We start from the raw sequence: 17,983 nt of genomic DNA, 5'->3' as shown, positions 1-17,983 counted from the left end.
GAGTACAGGAGGGAGGCAGAGCAATGGACAACATCATGAACTTCGACGCCAATGGCGTTGCGGTGTATGCGCCCATGGCGGCCTCCCGGGGGATCCTCGCTTTGCAGGGGATCGGCCTGTCCGGAATCAGTGCTCGCGGCGTGTTCGGCACGAAAGTGAATTCCACTGCCATGCCGTCCTCCGTTCGCACCCATATCCAGGGCAAGCCCAGCGACGGCTGGCACCCGACGGCTGCCGAAGCAGCAGTCGGCGTCATCGCGGATGAGTTCGGCTTCGAGCCAGCAATTCCGCGGGCAGCACGCCTGCGCACCGCACACCCAGCGACCGTGAACAGGATTCGACACAGATGTCGACCTAGGTAGGGAACTCCTCCCGACCTCCTGGCCACGGATCGCACGACAGCGAAACCGTGGCCAATTTTCTCCGGCCCTTCAGCCACCCGGCACCGGTTTCGCGGACTACGAAACGAACCGCTGCAAACGAGCTGAAGGAGAACGACGTGTTCACCGCACAGGGTTGGCCGCCGGCCGCTACTGACGTGACATGCCGAACCGTGGCGTCGACTACGCGTCCCCAGGAGTCCACCAAGGTCCTGCCTTGCCGAGCCGGTGATCCGGATCTCTGGTTCGCCGAGAGCCCGGTCCAGCTGGAACAGGCCAAGGCGCTGTGCGCGACCTGCCCGATCCGCAAGGGCTGCCTGAGCGCCGCCATGGATCGGCGTGAGCCATGGGGTGTTTGGGGCGGTGAGATCTTCGACCAGGGTGTCGTGATCGCCCGCAAGCGTCCGCGTGGTCGTCCGCGCAAGGTCGCGGTCCTGGCATGAGCGTCAGGCCCGGAGTCGGCGATTCGCGTAACCAGGTAGGGCGCGCGAACGCCGACAACGGCCACGGCGCGAGTCGGGGAATGACTTCCCTCCCTCCGGGCGATGTGCTCGACTCGGTCGACTCCGGCATGAGCCGAACCAACGAACGAGAAAGCAGGCCGGCCGCTCACCATGTTCAGGTGGGCGGCTCTGTCTGATTTCCAGCGCCTACGGCGCCGGGTGTTCGCGGCCCCGGGGAGTCTCGCGTCCGAGCGACCGAGACTCGCGACTGCGTCGCATGCGCTTCGGCCACTCGGACGCGAGACGGGCCGCGAACGGTGCTCGTAGGACTCGTACTCGGCGGGGTTGGTGGTGCGATGGGCAGGCAGTTTGTGTTTGCGGTTGGGCCGGTGTGCAGGCGGGATGATCAGGGCTCAGGAGGCAGTGCGTTCCTCGCTGAACCCGGGCATCCAGGTGCGAACGAGCTGCATGAACGGCAGCTCGGCATCCAGCTGGGCCAAGATGCCCACGGAACCGCCGAGCACCCGGAAGATCATCACGTATTCCGACGGAAGTTGCAGTGCCCGAGCGGTTTTCATCTCCGGGCTGGAGAACTCGGAAGCTTTACCCGCTACCTGCTGCATCCACCTGCGGGTGAAGTGGAACGAGTCGGCGCGGATCGGATCGGTGAACGGCCGCAGATAGTCGGCGATTTCCTGCTGGGTGACGGTCCGGCCCGGGATCACCCAGCCGTGGTCGTACAGCAGCTCGGTGAGCTCGGCGAAGCGCTCCGCCACCGCGAGGGCCAGCATCCGGCCCAGTTCCGGGGGGAAGCCCGCGGGCATCGGCGCACAGGCGCCGAAATCGATGACGGCGAGTCGGCCGTCGGGCAGCATCATGAAATTGCCCGGATGTGGGTCGGCGTGCAGCAGTCCGACCAGCTCCGGTGAGGAGAAGTGGAATCGGGCCATCAGGCCCGCGACGCGATTGCGCAACGCACGGGTGCCCGCCGGATTCTCGCCGCCCTGCTTGATGATCGCCGAAACGGCGGTCCCGTCCAGCCATTCGGTGACGATCACTTTCGGTGCGCTCGCCACCACCCTCGGCACCGCGATTTCGCCGTGTCCGTCGAAGCCTTTGGCGAAGGCGCGCTGGTTGGCCGCCTCGTTGCGGTAGTCCAGTTCCTCTTCGGTGCGCTCGGTGATCTCGGCGAGGATCGGCTTCACATCCGCACCCGGGAACACCGACGAGACCAGGCCGGTCATCCGGGACAGCGTTTTGAGGTCCGCGCGCAGCGCCTCGTCCGCACCGGGATACTGCACCTTCACCGCGACCGGTCGCCCATCCGACCAGACCGCTCGGTGCACCTGCCCGATGCTGGCCGATGCCGCCGGGATGTCGTCGAACGCACCGAAGCGGGAGCGCCACCGGGTGCCGAGCTGCTGGTCGAGCACGCGATGGACGGTCGCGGCCGGCATCGGCGGCGCGGCGGCCTGCAATTTGGTCAGCGCCTCGCGGTAGTGCTCGCCGAACTCCTCCGGAACCGCGGCCTCCATCACGCTGAGCGCCTGTCCGAACTTCATGGCGCCGCCCTTGAGTTCACCCAGCACGGTGAACAACTGCTCGGCGGCCTTCCGGTTGAGCTGGGCGTTGATCTCGGTCTTGTCGCCTCCGGCGAGCTTCTTGCCGAATCCCACAGCGGCCCGGCCGGCGATGCCCAGCGGAATCCTGGCCAGCTTGGCGTTGCGGGACGAGCGACGGCGCGCGATCTCTGACACGTACCCATCATGGCGGACGGACCCGTGCATCGGCCATGACGATCCGCTCACCGACGTGCGCCGGCGTTGAGGTTCGCGGGTACTCGCGCGCACGCGCACGCCGGGTGACGGTGCCATTCCCGCCGATCGCGGACATGTGAATCCAGATCCAATTCCACCGTCGCGTTCAACGTGGCCGGCGTGCGGCGTGGCGAGCAATCCAGGATCGCCTCCAGTTCGCCGAGGGCGACCGCGACCGTCGCGGCGATTCCGGCGGGCGAGGCATAGCCGACCCGGCCGAGCAGCTGGGCGGCCAGATGCGGCCAGTCGGCGTCGTTCTGCGAGCGGATCAGGTCCGCGCAGCGCAGGCAGCTGGTGGCGCCGGGCAGCACCAGCGGCCCGATGACACCCTTATTGTCCCGAATCCGCAATTGGAGATGCGGAATTCGGTGCAGCAGAAGGTCGTTCACCAATCGCGGATCGGGCATCAGTGCGTCGGCCAGCACCACGAGGTCCGCCCGCCAGGTGCGTACCGTCGCCGCGCCGGACGGATAGTCCCGGGAACGGCTCGGCCGCACGCCGAGTGCGTGCAGCCCGGCCGAGACAGCGTCGGATAGCGGACCGAGCCCGTGTACCCGCACCGCCAGCGCCAGTCCGGCACGGTCCTCGGGATGGTCGAGCAGTCCGGCTTCATCGATCAGGGTGAGCAGCGCCATAGCGCGCTCGGGATCGATCCCGCATTCGCCGGCTCGCCAGATGATTTGCGGTTCGGTGCGCAAGCCGTCCAGCAGGCGCAGGAAAGCCAGGACGGCTCGAGCGTCCATACCTTCCGGACCGAGCGTCACGGCGGTCTCGGGGTCACATCCGAGCTGCACGACGCCCGTCGGGCGAACCAAGACGGTTACCCTCGGACGCAACCGTGGTCCGCGACACATCGTTGTCATGCCAGCAGTATGCGGAACGCGGAATGTGTGACGTCGTTCGAAACCGCGGGTTATCCACAGGGTTTCGGGTCATCCACAGGGTGGATCATCACACTGGTGCGTCGCCCTCTTTGCCCAGGTCCGGGCCGGAACCGCCGTCCTTGCCCTGGCGTTCGGCCTGCTCGCGGGCCTCGGTCTGGGCCAGCTGCGCCAACGGATCGTCGAACGGGGTTGTCCCACCGCCGATCACCGAGTCGATGAAGCCGGCGGGGGAGTCCAGGTCGCCGGAATCCGGCAGCAGATCGGGGTGCGACCAGACCTGATCGCGCGCCGTCATGCCCGCATCGGTGGTGAGCCTGCGCCACAGCGCCGCCGCCTCGCGCAGTTTGCGCGGACGCAACTCCAGGCCGACCAGTGTCGCGAAGGTCTGCTCAGCGGGCCCGCCGGTGGCGCGCCGCCTGCGCAGGGTCTCGGCCAATGCGCCCGCGCCGGGCAACCGGTCGCCGACGGCGTCGGTGACCACCACCTGCACCCAGCCTTCGATCAGTGCGAGGAGCGTTTCCAGGCGTTCCAGCGCCTGTTTCTGCTCCGGCGTGGTCTGCGGCTCGAACGTGCCCTGGGACAGGATCTCCTCGAGCTTCGCGGGATCTGTCAGCGACATCGGATCGATGCCCTGCGCGGCCTGCTCCAGCGCGGAGAAGTCCATCCGGATACCGCGTGCGTAATCCTCGACCGCGCCGAGCACCTGCTGGCGCAGCCACGGCACGTGTCCGAACAGCCGCTGGTGCGCGGTTTCGCGCGCGGCGAGGAACACCAGGATCTCGCTTTCCGGCTGTTCCAGCCCCGCGCTGAACTCCGAGATCGCCGCGGGCAGCAGCGCGGCGGTGCCGGTCGGCCCCAAGGGCAGGCCGATGTCGGTGGAGGTCAGCACCTCCTTGGCGAGCTGGCCGAGCGCCTGGCCGAGTTGTGAACCGAAAGCCAGACCGCCCATCTGGCCGAGCATGCCGACCATCGGCGCGGCGAATTGTCTGGCCTCCTCGGGCAGCGATGCCGTCCACATCCCGGATATCTGTTCGGCCACCGGGTCGCACAGCCGCTGCCAGGTGGGCAGGGTCTGCTCGATCCAATCGTTGGCGGTCCACGCGACCGTCCTGGTGGCGCCCGCGGGCAGGGTCGTCGCGCCGTCGAGCCAGAGTTCGGCCAGGTGCGCGGCGTCGGCGACCGCGCTCGCGGTGCCCGCGGTCACCGGGGCGACGGTCGCGCCGAGCTGCTGGCGGGCCAGCCGCTTGGCGACGTCGTAGTTCACCGGTCCGGCCTGCGCCGAGCCCGGCTGCCCCATGCCGCTGAGCATCTGGCCGAGCGAGGTCAACATCTGCCCGAGCTGCGCCGGGTCGAATCCGCCCGCGCCGGACCCACCGATCCCGAACGGATCGTTCGGACCGGGACCGCTCGGCTCGTCGCCGCGCTTGCGTTCGTCGTCATCGCGGTTCGAGAATCCGAAGGGAAGGTCACTCATACCCCTCACGTTACGCGCGTGGCACCGTGCCTCGATGTTCGCGCGGCGCGAAACCCGGCGGCGACGCGCGTGGGCGAAATGACCGCCTCTGCCACTTCCCAGCGCCCGCTGTCATTACTGTGGTCTGGGTGAATCGTCGGATCCTCACCCTGGTGGCCGCCCTGATCCCGGTGCTCGTGCTCGGTGTCGTCGGCAGCGTGCTGACCGTACCGTTCGTCGCCCTCGGTCCCGGCCCCACCTTCGACACGCTCGGCAAGGTGGACGGCAAGGAGGTCGTCGATGTCAAGGGAACAGAGGTCGATCCGACCACCGGGCATCTCAACATGACCACGGTATCGGTGCGCGACGGGCTGAGCATCTTCGAGGCATTCGGCTTCTGGGCCAGCGGCAAGCACGGTCTGGTGCCGCGCTCGGAGATCTACCCGCCCGACGTGTCGCGCGAGGAGATCGACAAGTCCAACCAGGAGGACTTCAAGGCCTCCGAAGGTAATGCCGAGGTCGCCGCCCTGCACTACCTGAGGCTGCCGACAGTCGTGTTGGTGCGCAAAGTCGCCGACGACGGCCCAGCCGGTGGTGTGCTGCGCGCCGGCGACGAGCTGATCAGTGTGAACGGCACGCCGGTGACCGTGCCCAAGGACGTGGTCTCCGCGGTGACCGCGCAGGCGCCCGGTAGCCCGGTCACCGTGCTCTACCGACGAGACAATGCCGAGCAGACCGCGACGATCACGCTCGGCGCCCGCCCTGGCGACGCGACCAAGGGCTACCTCGGTGTGACGCCGGGCGAGGGTGCTCGCCCACCCATGCAGGTCGCGTTCAACCTCGCCGATATCGGCGGCCCGTCGGCGGGCCTGATGTTCAGTCTCGCGCTGATCGACAAGCTCAGCCCGGGCGAGCTGGACGGCGGCAAGTTCGTGGCGGGCACCGGGACCATCGATCAGGATGGCAAGGTCGGCCCGATCGGCGGCATCCAGTACAAGATGATGGCCGCGCGCGAGGCAGGGGCGGAGACCTTTCTGGTTCCCGCGGCCAACTGCAACGAGGCCAGACAGCGGACCCCCGATGGTCTGCGGCTGGTGAAGGTCGAGAATCTCACCGGCGCAGTGCAGTCGCTCAATGAAATCACCATGGGCAAACAGCCGGTCAGCTGCGGATAAGGGATTCGTCCACCGCTGCGAGCTGCTGGCCGTTCAAGTCGGGTGACGCGGGGTTCGGCGACAGGTCGCGCGTCCGGCGTCGCATCAGCGTCGGGTGTCCGCGGTGAGTTACCGTCCCGGCTTCGCTGGTCTTCCAGCGTATGAGCCGGGATCTGCGTTCGAGTCGTGCGTCGCGGTGCCGCTGCCGATTCGGGATCCTGGTGAGTTGCCCGTGTGGTCACGAAATCAATTGTTGCGCGGGCATTCTGCGGCGGCCGCGACACGCCGATGCCGGCAACCAGGGCTGTGCGCTCACCCCGGGCGGACGAGCGTACTCCCCAGTGCGCTGCGGTCAGTCCAACGTGTGGTGCAGCGCCTCTACCAGGTTCGGCGCCAGGTTCGGGTAGGTGCGCAGATCGAGGTCGCCGAAGTCGTCGGCGTCGTCGTCGGGTCGCAGTTGGAGCAGGCACAGCGAGCCGCCGGCGCGCAGTACCGCGGCGAACAACCGCGCCGCCCGGCGCTCCGGGTGCGCCGCGGCCGCGGCGCGCGCGGCCGCGTCGGCGGCATCGTGGTCGGCCAGCAGCGGGCCGAGGGCATCGTCCAACGTCGACTCCGCGTCCGGCGGGAGCACCACGATCTCCTGCACGAGCACGCATCCCTGGACGGCGGGCGGCCAGCTGGTGGTGGCCAGGAACTCGTCCAGCGCCATCGATCCGCCGGTGATGTCGTCCGGGAATGCCTCTTGGGCGACCGGCGTCAGCTCGTCACCTGCGCTCAGGTGATCCTCCAGCTCCGGCTGCGCCGCGACCAGGTCCGCCGTCGGTACCAGCGCGAACATCTGCGGCGGGCGACCCCACCCCTCGGCATCCACGAATTCCGCCACCTCCCGGACAGCGCGGGCCAGGACGAGTTCGGCGTGCAGATCTGGTGTCACAGACACATCCAATCAAACGGGCGTTCAGGACAACCGCGGACCCGGATGATCGCCGGTTCGGCGTGGCAAGCGCAACCCTGCCAGCTGCAAGGTGTCCGATTTCCGTAGAGTGGGGCCGAGATGGTCCCGTACGGACCACCCGCAACATCCGACTGCGGCGCATCGGCCGGGCGTATCGGTGCGAGCGTCGCCGGACCTTGGAGAGTGGCATCGTGGGCATGCGGCCCCCCACCGGCTTACCTTCGCTGTCCCGACGCAGCCGTGTGCTGCTGCTGGCGGCCATCGTCCTAGCGGCGCTGCTGCTGCTCGGGCCGCGGCTGACGGACACCTACACGAACTGGCTGTGGTTCGGCGAGGTCGGCTTCCGCGATGTGTATCTGACCGTACTGCGCACTCGCGTCCTGTTGTTCATCGTCGTGGCGGTGTTCGTCGGCTCGGTGGTCTGGCTGGCGCTGCTGCTGGGGTACCGGTCGCGGCCGGTATTCGTGCCGGTGGCCGGACCGAACGATCCGATCGCGCGGTATCGCACCACTGTGATGAGCAGGTTGCGGCTGTTCGGTGTCGGCATCCCGGTGCTGCTGGGCCTGCTGTCCGGCTTGGTGGCGCAGTCGAATTGGGTGACGGTGCAACTGTTCCTCAACGGCGGCTCGTTCGGCCAGACCGACCCGGAATTCGGTCTCGATGTCGGCTTCTACGCCTTCGATCTGCCCTTCTATCGGATGGTGCTGAACTGGCTGTTCGTCGCGGTGGTCATCGCGTTCTTCGCCAGCCTGGTCACCCACTACGTCTTCGGCGGTCTGCGGCTGTCCGGGCGCGAGGGCACGCTCACCCGTCCGGCGCGCATCCAACTTGCCGTGCTCGCTGGGCTTTTCGTGCTGCTCAAAGCCATCGCATACTGGTTCGACCGGTACGAACTGCTGTCCAGCAGCCGCAAAGAACCCACCTTCACCGGCGGCTCGTACACCGATATCAACGCGGTGCTGCCCGCCAAGCTCATCCTGCTGTCCATCGCGGTGATCTGCGCGGTCGCCTTCTTCGCCGGCATCGTGTTGCGCGATTTGCGCGTGCCCGCGATGGCCGCCGCGCTGCTGGTGCTGTCCTCGGTCCTGGTCGGTGCGGTGTGGCCGCTGGTGGTCGAGCAGTTCTCGGTACGTCCCAATGCCGCGGACAAGGAGAGCGAGTACATCGAACGCAATATCGCCGCGACCCGGCAGGCGTTCGGCATCACCAACGACAGGATCGATTACAAGGACTACAAGGGCGAGAGCAGCAAGAGTCCGCTCGACGTTCCGGTGGACGCCGCGACCATCGGCAATGCGCGGCTGCTCGACCCGAACATCCTCTCGCCGACTTTCACCCAGCTGCGTCAGCTGAAGAATTTCTACGGCTTCCCCGAGTCGCTGGACATCGACCGTTACAACCTCGACGGCGACGTGCAGGACTACATCGTCGCCGCCCGTGAGCTCTCGCCCGCGGCGCTGAGCGGCAACCAGACCGATTGGATCAACCGGCACACCGTCTACACCCACGGCAACGGCTTCGTCGCCGCCCCCGCCAATCGGGTGAACAAGCCGCAATCGGAGGATCCCAACGCCACCGGAGGCAGCAGCGACAGCGGCTACCCGATCTTCATGGTCGGCGATCTGTTCACGCCGTCGGACAAGCAGCGGATCAAAGTGGACCAGCCGCGCGTGTACTTCGGCGAGCTGATCTCACAGTCCAATCCGGATTACGCGATCGTCGGCGCGATGGACGGTCAGCGTCCGCGTGAATACGATTCCGACACCGCGCAGTACACCTACTCCGGCCGGGGCGGGGTGCCGATCGGCAACTGGCTCAACCGCCTCGCTTTCGCGGCGAAGTACGCGGAGCGCAACATCCTGTTCTCCTCGGCCATCGGTGACGAATCCAAGATCATCTACAACCGCAGCCCGCGGGAGCGGGTGCAGAAGGTTGCGCCGTGGCTGACCACCGACGGCAACGCCTACCCCGCTGTGGTCGGCGGACGCATCGTCTGGATCGTCGACGCCTACACCACGCTGGATGCTTACCCGTACGCGCAGAGCACCTCGCTGGAGGGCGCGCTCGAGGACAGCATCGACAAGAAGACCGGCCGACTGATTCCGCGCAAGTCGGTCAGCTACATCCGCAACTCGGTCAAGGCCACGGTCGACGCCTACGACGGCACCGTCACCCTGTACGAGGTCGATTCGTCGGACCCGGTGCTGAAGGCGTGGCGCGGGGTGTTCCCCGGCGCGGTGAAGCCCGAGAGCGAGATCTCGCCGGAACTGCGGGCGCACTTCCGCTACCCGGAGGACTTGTTCAAGGTGCAGCGCGACTTGCTGACCAAGTATCACGTGGACGACCCGCGCGAGTTCTTCACCAACAACGCCTTCTGGTCGGTCCCGGCCGACCCCACCACCGACGGCGGAACTACCGCGAGCCAGCCTCCGTACTACGTATTGCTGGGTGACCCGAAAACGGGCAAGCCCATCTTCAATCTGACCAGCGCCATGGTCGGCTACAACCGGCAGTTCCTGTCGGCCTATATCTCGGTGCGGTCGGATCCGGACGGATACGGGAAATTCACGATTCTGCGATTGCCCACGGACACCCAGACATTGGGCCCGCAGCAGACCCAGAACCGAATGACGACCGCGCCGGAGGTATCCCGCGAGAAAACGCTGCTGTCCAATTCGAACAAGATCAAGTATGGCAATCTGCTGACATTGCCGGTCGCCGATGGCGGCATTCTCTATGTGGAGCCGTTCTACAACGAACGCAACACGGGTCCGAACACCGCGACGTTCCCGCAGCTGCTGCGGGTACTGGTCAGCTATCGGGACGAGGCGGGCAGTGTCAAGGTGGGCTATGCCTCGACCCTGGCCGAGGCGTTGAACCAGGTGATCCCCGGCGCGGGCGCGCTGGCCACGCCGTTCGGCGGTGATTCGGGCACCAGGCCGAAGCCGGGCACCGTTGCTCCGCCCGTCGACCAGGGCAACAACGGGACGAGCGCCGCAACCCCGCCGCCTGCGTCCGTCCCGCCGCCCGCGACCGGATCGTCCGCCGCCAAGGACGCCGCGGCGGCCGAGTTGAACCGGAAGATCGAGAATGTCCGAAACGCTATGCGCAGCGGAAACTTCCAGGACTTCGGCCGTGCGCTCGACGAATTGGATGCCGCGGTGAAGGCCTATCAGGACGCGAGCCGCTGAGGTAGCAGGACGCTGCTGAGGTAGAACGACCAAAAGACGCCGCCATCATTTGCGATGGCGGCGTCTTTTGCTGGATCAGCGGCCGAAGGAATCGATCAGCGTGCTGTTCTGCTGCAGAATCTGCTCGAACTGGCCTCCGAGGCCATACCGCTTGGCCAGCTCGTTCGCCGCGGACTTGGCCTGGTCGACCACGGTCTTGGTTTCGCTCGGTGCAGGCGCAGCGGGCGCGGCGGGGATGGGCTCCGGCTGGACGGCGGGCTCGGGCTCGGAGGTGCCGGCGCGCAGGTACTTGCCGCAGGTCGGCCAGGCGCCGGCGCCTTGCGTGGCGAGCACGTTCTCCGCGACGCGGATCTGCTCTTCTTTGCTCGCGTTGTGCGCGGAGCCCCGGCCACCGTTGGCGGCCCACGTGCTCTGGGAGAACTGCAGGCCACCGTAGTAGCCGTTACCGGTGTTGATCCCCCAGTTGCCACCGCTCTCGCACTGCGCCACACCGTCCCAGTCGTGCGTGGGTGCGGCGGTGGCCGTAGCGGTGGAGAATGCGAACGGGACGGCAACAATGGCGCCGGTGATGGCGGCGAAGCCGAGGGCGCGGGTGCTGAACTTCCGGTTCTCAGTCATGGTCGATTCCCTCCCTGCGCCCGCCGGCACGGCGATGGAGCTGCCGTGTCCCTGTCCCCAGGTCGTCGGGGATCCTCGAACCGCGGGACAGGGTTACCGGTGTTCGGCGGTTCGAGTTCGAGCCCGTCACGGTTGATCGGGGCCGTGGACTGACGGTAACGAAGAAATCTCAGCAGATCACATCTCGATAACGCTAGAATTGCAGAAAGTAAATGACTCGGATATCGGCATTTCGCGAGGTGGTAAACCTGGCAACGCGCTGAGCGACGGAGAAGTTATCGCATCGTTATGTGTCCGAGATCACCGAGAAATGGTGATATGTGTCACGTTTGAACGGGTCCCATGGTGTCTATATGGCAGGGCGGTCGTTTCTCGGTGGTTGTGGTCCTCGGGACATGAGCGCTCAACCGCCTGCCACCGCGACGGCACGGCATCCGTCAATGTTGCGAAAACCCCGCTGAACTGGCGATTTGCAGTTCTTGGGAACTGATGTGTAATGTTATGTTCACCGACGCGGGGTGGAGCAGCTCGGTAGCTCGCTGGGCTCATAACCCAGAGGTCGCAGGTTCAAATCCTGTCCCCGCTACAAAGGGCTCAGGCCAGGGAGATCACCGATCTCCCTGGCCTGAGCTATTTCCCCCGGGCCTCAGCCCTTCCCGCAAGAATCCGGCGCGGCCGCGCCGTGGGTATGAAACAACCCGGGATGAGGGGTCCCGAGACCTCGTCACGCCAGGGCTATCCGAGCCGCTGTTCGGCGATCGATGTGCTGTGAACCGTACCGTTCAAGTCCAGGTACAGCAGGCGCTCGGTGATCGACATGGTGACGCAGTTGCGACGTTCGACCGCGGCGACGGCGGAATCGATGAAGCCGCGATCGAAGCTGTAGAGGGGGATCGCCTCGGAGCTGTGGATCCGCTTGCCGGCAAGTTGCGCCAGGACCTTGACGGGGTCGCGATGGGTATAGATGGCGACCCGGTCAGCCAGTTTGCTGCCTCGGTGTACGCGCTCCGCATCGGGCGCGCCGACTTCGATCCAGGCGGTGACTCGCCCGGTGCGATCGCGCACCAGCACCGCGGGCTCGTCGGTGGACGACACGCCGCCGTCACTGAAGGTGATGCCCTCCTCGTACTCGAGGCAGTAGGCCAGCAGCCGGGTCAGCATGAACTCGGCTGTCTCGGACGGATGGCGCGCGGCCCGCAACTCCAACTCCACATAGACACCGCGATCGATGTCGGACAGCTGGACGGCGAAGTTGTACAGGGTTGCGCTGAGGGCCATAACAGTAGGAGCTTAAGCGAGCCCACTCGTCTGCTCGATCGAGACTGCCGAGCTCGGTGCATCGCACCGTTGGACCGCGCGCGACATGCTTCCGGCCGAACCGCTCGCGAACCCTGCGGTGGGCGCGCAGCTGATCCGCGGTTCCTCAGGGTGTGCACCGTGGTGACGACCGAGGTGATCCGCCGCTCTCCTGCGCCCGCGGGGAAAAATAGCCATAATTCGGCCTGAGACCTCTTGACTGGAGCGAGATCCGGGGGGAAAATAGGAATTTACACCGGAACACCGGAGAAGTGCACATTGTCAGTAGAGACGTCTGCTGGCAGTGACGACATAGCTTCAAGATCCGGCTAGGCCCCCGGCAAGCCAGTCGAAATACGGAGTCGTCGGCGACGACTGAGACTCACGGTTTCGATGGAGACTACCGGGGACTGATCTGTTTGGGGGATGTTCGCGGGGGAATCGCGGCAAGGGAAACGTGAGCCGGAGCGGCCGGCCGATGCGGGCTGACCCAGCGAAGTGCTGGTGGTTGACCAGCCTGGTGTCGGCCCTTTCGGCCGCACCTCGGCAACCCATGTCAGGAGGCACTGTAATGCCCACTCATGATGGAAGCTGGCCGCAGGGAACGCCCTGTTGGGTCGACTGCCAGGTCGATGACCCCGCCCGCGCCCGCGCTTTCTACGGCGAGCTTTTCGGCTGGGAGATCCAAGACACCTCGCCCGAAGCGGGCGGTTACCTCATGGCGATGCGCAATGGCCGCGTGGCGGCGGGTATCGGACCCAAGCCGGAGGGCATGCCGATGCCTTCGGTGTGGACCACCTACATAGCTGCCGACAACGCCGACACCGTCGCGGAGAAGGTCACCGCGGCGGGCGGTTCACTGATGATGGCGCCGTTCGACGTCCTCGATGTCGGCCGCATGTTCGTCGCCGCCGATCCCACCGGCGCGGTATTCGGCGTGTGGGAGTCGAAGGCCCACAGCGGTGCGGGCATCTACAATGAGCACGGCGCCTATTGCTGGAACGAGCTGCACACCGCCGACTACAAGCAGGCACAGCAGTACTACGCGAAGGTCTTCGGCTGGCACTACACCGAAATCGGCGATGGCAAGAACTTCGTCTACTCGACCTTCAGCCGGACACCGGACGGTGAGCCAGGCGGCGGCATCAACGACTCGACCCAGCGGCCAGGCGACGACCCGTCCTACTGGCTGGCCTGGTTCCAGGTGGACAACGCCGACACGGCGCTCGACAAAGCCCGCGATCTCGGCGCGACGATCATGTCGGGCCCCGCGGACAGCCCCTTCGGCCGCATGGGCATTGTGCAGGGCGCGCAGGGCGAGGTCTTCGGCATCATCGATCCCACCACCACGGTCGGGGAACCGCCGACCGGCGCCTGATCCATGCCGGCGCGTGGGTTCGACGCGCCGTCATGTCGCGGTGCGACCGACCGGCTCACTCGGGCCGCGCGTGGCCACACGCGGGCCTGGATCGGGGTGCGGAACACCCGCACCGCGCCGGGTCCTTCACGGCCAGGCGTTGCGCGCACCAAGCTGCGCCGCCGGTCGGGCGCACCCTTCTGGGGAGGCCAACCGTGCTCAGGGTAGGCACGTCGACCGGACCGATTCGCGGCCGAATGCGCAGGTGCGGGCGCGGGCGAAAGCTCGACGGCCCCGCGCAGCCGCTATGGCGCGCGGGCCGACCGGGTGCGCCCCCCTCGGCCGCGTCGGCGAACAGTTCGACCGCCGCCTTGTCGGGCGCTGTGACGCCGCGACAGCCGTCGATAAGGCTGTGACCCGGGCGCCAGGTGCCCGGTATCCGGGCAAATCGGATGTAGACCGTGTATTACGGTTTGGAAATTTTTCGAAACAGCAAACGGTCAGCAAACGATGCGGTCGGTTGGTTTCGCACTACAGTCGCGGAATGGGCATCGAGTACGCGAGCGTCATCGATCTCCCGCGGTCCGAGGTGTTCGCCTGGCACGCCCGCCCCGGCGCGCTCGCCCGGCTCGCCCCACCCTGGCAGCCGGTGTCACCGCGGGCCGAATCGGATTCGTTGTCCGACGGACAGGCGGTGCTCGGTCTGCCCGGCGGACTGCGTTGGGTGGCCCGCCACGACCCCGAGGAATACGACCCGCCGCACCGGTTCGTCGACGCGGTGACCGTCGACGGAATCGGTTCGCTGCCCGCCGGGCTGTTGCCCTGGCGGCACACCCACGATTTCGAAGTAGTCGACGAGCGGCACACCCGGGTAGTGGACCAAGTGGACGCGCCGGTGCCCGCCGCGGTGCTACGTCCCATGTTCGCGTATCGGCATCGTCAGCTCGCCGACGATCTGGCCGCGCATACGCGGGCGACGCGGGCCGGGTTCGTGGGCAGGACCATCGCGGTGAGCGGGTCGTCGGGCCTGGTCGGTTCGGCGTTGACCGCGTACCTGACCACCGGTGGGCACCGTGTGGTGCGGCTGGTCCGCCACCCACCGTGGGCCGCGGACGAACGACAATGGAACACTGCCGATCCCGCGCCGGATCTGCTCGACGGCGTGGACGCGGTGGTGCATCTGGCCGGCGCATCCATCGCGGGGCGGTTCACCGAACGGCACAAGCGCGCACTCGCCGACAGCCGGATCGGGCCGACCCGCAAACTGGCCGAGGTAGCGGCGCGGTCGGCGGTGCCGGTCTTCGTCAGTGCCTCCGCGATCGGCTACTACGGCTCTGATCGCGGCGACGAGACGCTGAGCGAGCACGCGCCGCGAGGCGACGGCTTTCTCGCCGAGCTGGTCGACGACTGGGAGGCCGCATCGGTTCCCGCCGCGGAATCAGGCGTCCGGGTGGTTCGTGTGCGCACCGGGATCGTGCAGTCCCCGCGCGGCGGCACGCTGCGGTTGCTGCGCCCGCTGTTCACGGCAGGGTTGGGCGGGCGGATCGGCAATGGCCGACAGTGGCTTTCGTGGATCGGGATCGATGACCTGATCGACGTCTATTACCGCGCGCTATGGGATACCGACCTATCCGGGCCGGTCAACGCGGTTGCGCCGCAGCCGGTTCGAAATGCCGAATACACCCGGGTGCTGGCTGGGGTGCTGCACCGTCCCGCACTGCTCCCGGTACCCCGGTTCGGACCCGCGCTGCTGCTCGGTCGCGAAGGAAACCGGGAGCTGGCGTCCGCGAGCCAGCGTGTCGTTCCAGCCCGTCTGGTGCAGTCCGGTCACCAGTTTCGCACGCCCGCACTGGAACCGGCCCTGCGTCATCTGTTGGGCAGGCCCGCAAGCTGACCACCTCGATCCGGCCCGCCCTGAGTGGCTGGGGGACGGTGGCAGCACAGGTTTGGTGCACCTCCAGTTCGGGCCGTGCATCAATCGGGCGGGGCTCGGGCTTCCGATTCCGCTTCGGCGGAGCTTGAATGATATGGCGAGATTTGCCATCCCAGAAAAGAGGCTCGTCATGGGCACCGTCGAAATCGCGATCACCATCGGCCGCATTCTGGACACCGTGCAGAAGGCATTGATTCTGCTCATTTGGTGACCGGGCTGTCCGGGCATAGGTCGATTACCTCGCAGGTAATCGACCTGATCGGCGTTCTCGGTCCACCTGGGGACACCGCGACGAACATCATGCGGCGGCCACTACAGTCGGCCACTGTCGTGAGCGGCCCTGCCACACTGGGGTAATGGCGACCGTTGTGGCATTTCACGCGCATCCGGACGACGAGACCCTGCTGACCGGCGGGACCCTCGCCGGGTTGGCCGCCGCCGGGCACCGGACGGTGATCGTCGTGGCCGCCGGTGGTCATATGGCCGATCTGGATGGCCGGAAAGCCGTGCGGTTGCGCGAGTTGGCGGCCAGCGCGTCGGCCCTCGGCGTGGCGAGGGTGGCGCACCTCGGTTACGCCGACAGCGGTCATGGCGCGGTGCTGTATGCGGACCCGCTGGATCGAGTACGGTTCGCGCGGGCGGATCCCGAGGAAGCGGCCGAGCGGTTGGCCGCGATCCTGCACGAAGAAAATCCGGATGTTCTGCTCAGCTACGACCGCAACGGCGGCTACGGGCACCGCGATCACGTCCGCGTGCACGAGGTCGGCAAGCGCGCGGCCGAACTGGCCGGGGTGTCGCGCGTCCTGGACGCCACCTTCCCCCGCGAATACGTCACTGGCCTGGTCGGTTTACTCGAACGATTGCGGATTCCGCTGGGTTACGACTGCGCTGCGCTCTACATCCCGCGGTCGGAAATCACCCATCGTGTCGACGTCAGCGCCTTTGCCGCGCAACGCAAAATCGCGCTGTCCGCGCACCGTTCAATCATCGGGAGCTCCAGCCGTTTCGCCACCATCGCGCGCGTGCTACTTCGCACGCCCACCCCCGTTCTGGCCCGGGTCATGCGCTGGGAATGGTTCGCCGAGGAAGGCGCCAGCCCAGTCGCGAACGGCCCGCTGGATGACATATTCCAGCCTGCGGATCGCTGAACCCGGCAGTTACCGCCGCTTGCGCGAGGCCGCGTTGGCTATGGTGCGGCCGCCGGGCGAGGCGCCCGGCGAACTCGGAGGATGTTGTCGCTTCGGGTGCCCGGTTGTCCCGCCGGCCCGAAGTGTTCGTGCTCGACGACCTCGTCGACCTCCACCTGCCATTCGGCGGCATCCAACGCCAGTCCCGCACGCACCTCGGCAGTGGTCGGGAAGTGCATGTCGACGTGCGGCTCCAGCATCCAGGTCGGCCAACCGGCGTGCCCGACGATCAGCAGCAGCCCGCCCGGCGCCACAGCCTCCGCCGCCCGGCGCAAGATGCTCGTTCGCGCACCATCCGGGGCGAGCGGTGAGTGCAGATACTGTGCCGTGACGAGATCGAAGCGCCCGGGCGGGAAGCTCTCGGTCAGATCGTGGCGCTGCCAATCGATCTGCTCCGACAGCCCCCGCCGTTGTGCGCCGGCCCGCGCGCGGGCGAGCGCGGTCTCCGAGACGTCGGCGGCGGTGACCTGCCAGCCGTGCTCGGCCAGCCAGATCGCGTCGGCGCCCTCGGCGCAGCCGAGATCCAGTGCCGAACCCGGTGCGATCGGGGCGATCTCCCGCACGAGCAGGACGTTGGGCCGCCCCGACCAGACCTGCTCGCGCTCGGAGTAGAAGCTCTCCCAATACTCGATCGTGGTCGGCGTCGTTCCGTGCTCTTGGTGATGTGTGGAGCTCATGAACTCGACGATCCACCCGCCTGTGCGAAACGGCAAATATCGTTGCCGCTTCGGCAACGAAAGTCGGTGGTCGCCCGGTGTGCTGCTGATCGGCCGGTCGCCCCTACCTGTGCGGGTAGGTCAACAGTCGTCGAGCGGGTCGCGCGGAAGCATGCCCTCGGCGGCACGCAGACGACCGGTCATGGCGGTCAGTAAGTCGATGGAGTCGTCGGAGAGGCCGAGGGCGGTGTGGATGAGTCTGCGTAACCGGTGGCCGGTGATCCGGTCGGCGACTGCGCAATCGTGCTCGGTCGGGCTATCGTGCGCTGGGTGTGTGGCGCCGAGCTGTCGGTCGAGATTCACGCCAAGGTACTCACAATCGGTCATCGGGCTCCAGGAACCATGGTGGGTGCGCTGGGCCGTGCCCCGGAACGACGAGGAGGCACGGGCGGGATCGTTCCGGGGCGCAGCGTACCTTGCACTCACTTCGTCACTGGACCAGGTCGGAGGGGTTGCACGCGCCAGTCCCTGCCGCAGTCGGGTCGGCTTGCCGTGCCGTAGCCGTGCCCGCTCCGAAGTGGGACCGCAGGCATTGTTTCACTGCCCCTGTGGATTTCGACGCATCGGCCCCGCCGAAGGGTGCGCTGTGGTGAGTTGGC

General features: G+C 67.1%; 15 protein-coding genes and 1 tRNA gene. 8 read left to right on the top strand and 8 right to left on the bottom strand.

Features of this window, described 5'->3' with window-relative positions; translation table 11 throughout:
* Positions 1–23: 23 nt before the first annotated feature.
* Both ACT86A_RS14845 and ACT86A_RS14840 read left to right on the top strand, forming a co-directional pair.
* Positions 24–362 (top strand): hypothetical protein, encoded by a 339-nt coding sequence (locus ACT86A_RS14845; protein ID WP_445092697.1) that lies wholly within the window; start codon positions 24–26, stop codon positions 360–362.
* A gap of 137 nt (positions 363–499) precedes the next feature.
* Positions 500–823, top strand: coding sequence for a WhiB family transcriptional regulator (locus ACT86A_RS14840; protein ID WP_445092696.1), 324 nt, complete (start codon positions 500–502; stop codon positions 821–823).
* Between the two features lie 413 nt (positions 824–1,236).
* Here ACT86A_RS14840 and ACT86A_RS14835 read toward each other — a convergent pair whose 3' ends face one another.
* From ACT86A_RS14835 to ACT86A_RS14825, 3 genes are all read right to left on the bottom strand, one after another.
* Complete coding sequence (locus tag ACT86A_RS14835; RefSeq protein ID WP_445092695.1) at positions 1,237–2,610, bottom strand: ABC1 kinase family protein; 1,374 nt, start codon at positions 2,608–2,610, stop codon at positions 1,237–1,239.
* 17 nt (positions 2,611–2,627) lie between these two features.
* A complete protein-coding gene (locus ACT86A_RS14830; protein WP_445092694.1) occupies positions 2,628–3,503 on the bottom strand; it encodes a hypothetical protein in 876 nt (291 codons plus the stop codon).
* Positions 3,504–3,591: 88 nt separating this feature from the next.
* The gene (locus tag ACT86A_RS14825; RefSeq protein ID WP_445092693.1) at positions 3,592–4,998 is read right to left on the bottom strand and encodes a zinc-dependent metalloprotease; all 1,407 of its coding nucleotides are present in this window, start codon (positions 4,996–4,998) and stop codon (positions 3,592–3,594) included.
* A 128-nt stretch (positions 4,999–5,126) separates the two neighbouring features.
* Between ACT86A_RS14825 and ACT86A_RS14820 the strand changes: the two genes are divergently transcribed.
* The gene (locus tag ACT86A_RS14820) at positions 5,127–6,152 is read left to right on the top strand and encodes a YlbL family protein (RefSeq protein ID WP_445092692.1); all 1,026 of its coding nucleotides are present in this window, start codon (positions 5,127–5,129) and stop codon (positions 6,150–6,152) included.
* Between the two features lie 331 nt (positions 6,153–6,483).
* Here ACT86A_RS14820 and ACT86A_RS14815 read toward each other — a convergent pair whose 3' ends face one another.
* Positions 6,484–7,065 carry a PPA1309 family protein gene (locus tag ACT86A_RS14815; RefSeq protein WP_445092691.1) on the bottom strand — a complete coding sequence of 194 codons (582 nt, stop codon included), beginning with the start codon at positions 7,063–7,065 and terminating at the stop codon, positions 6,484–6,486.
* Positions 7,066–7,277: 212 nt separating this feature from the next.
* Between ACT86A_RS14815 and ACT86A_RS14810 the strand changes: the two genes are divergently transcribed.
* Entirely contained in the window at positions 7,278–10,277 is a 3,000-nt protein-coding gene (locus tag ACT86A_RS14810) for a UPF0182 family protein (RefSeq protein ID WP_445092690.1), read from the top strand.
* 75 nt (positions 10,278–10,352) lie between these two features.
* Here ACT86A_RS14810 and ACT86A_RS14805 read toward each other — a convergent pair whose 3' ends face one another.
* Positions 10,353–10,895, bottom strand: a complete 543-nt coding sequence (locus ACT86A_RS14805; RefSeq protein ID WP_445092689.1) for a transglycosylase family protein — start codon at positions 10,893–10,895, stop codon at positions 10,353–10,355.
* 512 nt (positions 10,896–11,407) lie between these two features.
* Here ACT86A_RS14805 and ACT86A_RS14800 point away from each other — a divergent pair.
* Positions 11,408–11,481, top strand: a tRNA-Met gene (locus ACT86A_RS14800).
* A 149-nt stretch (positions 11,482–11,630) separates the two neighbouring features.
* Here the strand turns inward: ACT86A_RS14800 and ACT86A_RS14795 are convergent.
* A complete protein-coding gene (locus ACT86A_RS14795; RefSeq protein WP_445092688.1) occupies positions 11,631–12,173 on the bottom strand; it encodes a YaeQ family protein in 543 nt (180 codons plus the stop codon).
* A 589-nt stretch (positions 12,174–12,762) separates the two neighbouring features.
* Here ACT86A_RS14795 and ACT86A_RS14790 point away from each other — a divergent pair.
* From ACT86A_RS14790 to ACT86A_RS14780, 3 genes are all read left to right on the top strand, one after another.
* Positions 12,763–13,569, top strand: coding sequence for a VOC family protein (locus ACT86A_RS14790; RefSeq protein ID WP_445092687.1), 807 nt, complete (start codon positions 12,763–12,765; stop codon positions 13,567–13,569).
* Positions 13,570–14,092: 523 nt separating this feature from the next.
* Positions 14,093–15,442: a TIGR01777 family oxidoreductase gene (locus ACT86A_RS14785; RefSeq protein ID WP_445092686.1), complete on the top strand. Its 1,350-nt coding sequence runs from the start codon at positions 14,093–14,095 to the stop codon at positions 15,440–15,442.
* A gap of 395 nt (positions 15,443–15,837) precedes the next feature.
* Positions 15,838–16,629 carry a PIG-L deacetylase family protein gene (locus ACT86A_RS14780; protein ID WP_445092685.1) on the top strand — a complete coding sequence of 264 codons (792 nt, stop codon included), beginning with the start codon at positions 15,838–15,840 and terminating at the stop codon, positions 16,627–16,629.
* A gap of 38 nt (positions 16,630–16,667) precedes the next feature.
* On the opposite strand, the gene ACT86A_RS14775 is transcribed toward ACT86A_RS14780, so the two are convergent.
* Both ACT86A_RS14775 and ACT86A_RS14770 read right to left on the bottom strand, forming a co-directional pair.
* On the bottom strand, positions 16,668–17,345 hold the full coding sequence (locus ACT86A_RS14775) for a class I SAM-dependent methyltransferase (protein WP_445092684.1): 678 nt from the start codon (positions 17,343–17,345) through the stop codon (positions 16,668–16,670).
* A gap of 120 nt (positions 17,346–17,465) precedes the next feature.
* Entirely contained in the window at positions 17,466–17,687 is a 222-nt protein-coding gene (locus ACT86A_RS14770; RefSeq protein ID WP_445092683.1) for a hypothetical protein, read from the bottom strand.
* Positions 17,688–17,983: the final 296 nt, after the last annotated feature.

Source organism: Nocardia glycosmidis, from assembly GCF_052545115.1.
This window is presented reverse-complemented; position numbering and strand designations above follow the sequence as displayed.

What these genes read in the sequence shown, in the direction of transcription:
- ACT86A_RS14805 (WP_445092689.1), bottom strand. Translation starts at nt 10,895, where the DNA reads ATGACTGAGAACCGGAAGTTCAGCACCCGCGCCCTCGGCTTCGCCGCC.
- ACT86A_RS14795 (WP_445092688.1), bottom strand. Translation starts at nt 12,173, where the DNA reads ATGGCCCTCAGCGCAACCCTGTACAACTTCGCCGTCCAGCTGTCCGAC.
- ACT86A_RS14790 (WP_445092687.1), top strand. Translation starts at nt 12,763, where the DNA reads ATGCCCACTCATGATGGAAGCTGGCCGCAGGGAACGCCCTGTTGGGTC.
- ACT86A_RS14780 (WP_445092685.1), top strand. Translation starts at nt 15,838, where the DNA reads ATGGCGACCGTTGTGGCATTTCACGCGCATCCGGACGACGAGACCCTG.
- ACT86A_RS14830 (WP_445092694.1), bottom strand. Translation starts at nt 3,503, where the DNA reads ATGACAACGATGTGTCGCGGACCACGGTTGCGTCCGAGGGTAACCGTC.
- ACT86A_RS14785 (WP_445092686.1), top strand. Translation starts at nt 14,093, where the DNA reads ATGGGCATCGAGTACGCGAGCGTCATCGATCTCCCGCGGTCCGAGGTG.
- ACT86A_RS14845 (WP_445092697.1), top strand. Translation starts at nt 24, where the DNA reads ATGGACAACATCATGAACTTCGACGCCAATGGCGTTGCGGTGTATGCG.
- ACT86A_RS14825 (WP_445092693.1), bottom strand. Translation starts at nt 4,998, where the DNA reads ATGAGTGACCTTCCCTTCGGATTCTCGAACCGCGATGACGACGAACGC.
- ACT86A_RS14775 (WP_445092684.1), bottom strand. Translation starts at nt 17,345, where the DNA reads ATGAGCTCCACACATCACCAAGAGCACGGAACGACGCCGACCACGATC.
- ACT86A_RS14835 (WP_445092695.1), bottom strand. Translation starts at nt 2,610, where the DNA reads ATGCACGGGTCCGTCCGCCATGATGGGTACGTGTCAGAGATCGCGCGC.